2 protein-coding genes and 1 pseudogene are annotated in these 2,836 nt (G+C 69.8%); 2 read left to right on the top strand and 1 reads right to left on the bottom strand.

Going from position 1 to position 2,836, the window contains the following annotated elements; genetic code table 11:
- Positions 1 to 643: pseudogene (locus U1839_RS26685) on the top strand (hypothetical protein); the annotation flags it as partial.
- Positions 644 to 645: 2 nt separating this feature from the next.
- Positions 646 to 1,197, top strand: coding sequence for a 16S rRNA (guanine(966)-N(2))-methyltransferase RsmD (gene rsmD, locus U1839_RS26680; RefSeq protein ID WP_332806589.1), 552 nt, complete (start codon positions 646 to 648; stop codon positions 1,195 to 1,197).
- On the opposite strand, the gene U1839_RS26675 is transcribed toward rsmD, so the two are convergent.
- Positions 1,160 to 2,431, bottom strand: a complete 1,272-nt coding sequence (locus tag U1839_RS26675) for an MFS transporter (protein ID WP_332806588.1) — start codon at positions 2,429 to 2,431, stop codon at positions 1,160 to 1,162. The two genes, rsmD and U1839_RS26675, sit on opposite strands and share 38 nt — an antisense overlap.
- Between the last annotated feature and the right edge of the window lie 405 nt (positions 2,432 to 2,836).

Below are 2,836 nucleotides of genomic sequence, written 5' to 3'. Positions count from 1 at the left end.
CGAGCCGGTCCGCCTCGGCGACCCGTCGCGCCCACCACGCAGCGCCGAACCGCGCCGGACCACCGGCGCGCCGCCGCGCGACGATCGCGTACGCCCGCCACGCCGCGACGCCGCACCGCTTCGCGACGAAACCCCACGCACCGCCCGCCGCAACGACGCGCCGCGCGCGTCCGATACGCCCCGCCCAGCGCGCGACGCCCGGCCGCCACGCCGCGATGACACCGCAACCTCAGCAGGCGCCGCACCGCGCGTGCGCCGCTGGTTCGACGCGCCGCCGGGTTCGCGTGAAGCAACCGCGCCGGCACGTGGCGCCGCCGCGGCGCGCCCGGCGCGCGACGCACGACCGACCCGCGCGGACGATCGCCCACGCGCGCCGCGGAGCGGCGCCGAAGACCGGCCACGCGCGCCGCGCAGCAACACCGCGCCCTCACGCGACGACGCCGCGCGCGCGATCGGCAGCCCGGCGCGCGTCGCCCGCGCCAAGGCACACCGCGAATCGCGCGAGACGTTGGTCGATCGGCCAGCGACCGCGCCCCGCCCGCCCGGCAGCAAGCCGGGCAAGAAACCAGCCGGCTGGGCCAGCGCCAAACCGTCGGGCAAGAAGCCGACCGGCGCCGGTCGCAGCCCCAGAACGCGGAAATAGTCATGCGAATCATTGCCGGGCAGTGGCGCGGCCGCACCATCGTCGCGCCCAAGGGTGACGCCACCCGCCCCACCGCCGACCGTACGCGCGAGGCATTGTTCTCAATGCTGACCAGCCGGCTCGGCGATTTCGAGGGGCTGTCGGTCGTCGACCTGTTCGCCGGCTCGGGCGCGCTCGGGCTCGAGGCGCTGTCGCGCGGCGCCGAATCCTGCCTGTTCGTCGAGCATGACAAGCCCGCCCTCGACGCGCTGCGCGGCAACATCGCCAAGCTCGGCGCCAAGGCCGATGTCCGCGCGCAATCGGTGCTGACGCTCGGCCCGGCGGCCAAGCCCTACGACCTGATCCTGCTCGATCCGCCTTATGGCACCGGCGCGGGCGTCGTCGCACTCGAACGGCTGTCGCGGCTCGGCTGGATCGGCCCGGCGACATGGATCAGCCTCGAGACCGGCGCCAAGGAACCGGTCGTCATCGCCGGCCTGACCGTCGATGCCGAACGCACCCACGGCAAGGCGCGGATTACGTTGCTGCGACCACAGGTATCTGCGGCTTCCTGAGCACCGCGATCCCGCCGAGGCTGAGCACCCCGGCCGCGACGAGATACAGCCCGACATAAGCGATACCGCGACCGGCCAGCGCCTGCGCGGCGATCGGCGCCATCGCGCCGCCGATGATCCCGCCGAGATTGAAGGTCAGCGACACGCCAGTGTAGCGCACCTCGGCCGGGAACAGGTCTGGCAGCCAGCCGCCGAGCGGGCCATAGGCGAACCCCATCACGAACAGCGCGAAGGCCAGCCAGGCCAGGATCACGAAGAGCGATCCCGCACCGAGCATTGGCCCCATCAGCACACCGGCGACGAGGCAGCCCGCGCAGCCCAGCGCCAGCATCTTCGTTGCGCTGCTGCGGTCGGCTGCCATGCTGGCGACGACGATGCCGAGCGCGAGGAACAGGATCGCCACCAGCTCGATCGCCAGGAAGGTCTCGCGCGGATACCCCAGCTTGGTCGTGCCGTAACCCAGCGCGAAAGCGGTCGCGAGGTAGAACAGCGCGAAGCATGCGACGACCGCGAAGGTGCCGGCGAGCGTCGCGCGCAGATGGCGTTTGAACAGCAACGCGATCGGCACGCGCGGGATCGACTCGGCCTTGGCGGCTTCGAGAAAGGCCGGCGTCTCGGTCAGCTTGAGCCGCACCCATAGCCCGAGCAGGACCAGCACCGCGCTCGCCAGGAAGGGCAGTCGCCAGCCCCAGTCGCGGAACTGCGCGTCAGTCAGGAACAGCCCGAGCAGCAGGAACGAGCCGTTGGCGGCGATGAAACCGACCGGCGCGCCAAGCGGCGGGAACATGCCCCAGGTCATCCGCCGGTGCGGCGGCGCATTCTCCGCGGCGAGCAGGCTCGCGCCGCCCCATTCACCGCCCAGCCCCAGCCCCTGCCCGAAGCGCAGCACGCACAGCAGCAGCGGCGCGACCCAGCCGACCTGCTTATAGGTCGGCAGAAAGGCGATCGCGACGGTCGACCCGCCCATCAGCAGCAACGAGGCGACCAGCGTCGACTTGCGCCCGATCCGGTCGCCGAAATGCCCGAAGAGCACCGCGCCGACCGGCCGCGCGACGAAGGCCAGCCCGAAACTGGCATAGGACAGCATGAGCTGCGCCGACACCGACGAGGTCGGGAAAAACAGCGGCCCGAACACCAATGCCGCCGCGGTCGCATAGATGTAGAAATCATAGAACTCGACCGCCGTGCCGGTAAGGCTGGCGAGCAGGATGCGGCGGTTGTCAGGCGTTTTCATGCCCCGCGCCCTAACCGCAAATTGCATCCGGGGCCAAATGTAGAAGAAGGCATTTGTTCGCGCAGAGGCGCAGAGGCGCGGAGATGTTGCGTCTGCGGTTTCTCCCTGGCGTCAGCGATACCCTTTCGTTCCCGGCAGCTTCGGAAAACCGGCCCGCTGCCGCGGGTTCTTCACCGCTGGCGCGAAATCTCTGCGCCTCTGCGCCTCTGCGCGAACCACTTTCAACCTCGGCCACGAAAACCGCACTACGCGATAGATGTCATACCAACGGCCTTAAAGATTGACCTATGCCCAGCTTCGCGTTGTGACAGAAGCAACGCGGGCGAGGTCGTTGGCGAAGAAATTCCAGGCATCGCAACATTTTGAGACGACATGATCGTAGTCATCGAAGACGGTGTTGGAGAG

The sequence above is a fragment of the Parasphingomonas halimpatiens genome, from assembly GCF_036663795.1.
In the GTDB taxonomy this organism is placed as follows: Bacteria; Pseudomonadota; Alphaproteobacteria; order Sphingomonadales; family Sphingomonadaceae; genus Sphingomonas.
The sequence above is the reverse complement of the archived record's forward strand: the minus strand, read 5'-3'. Positions and strand labels throughout refer to the sequence as shown.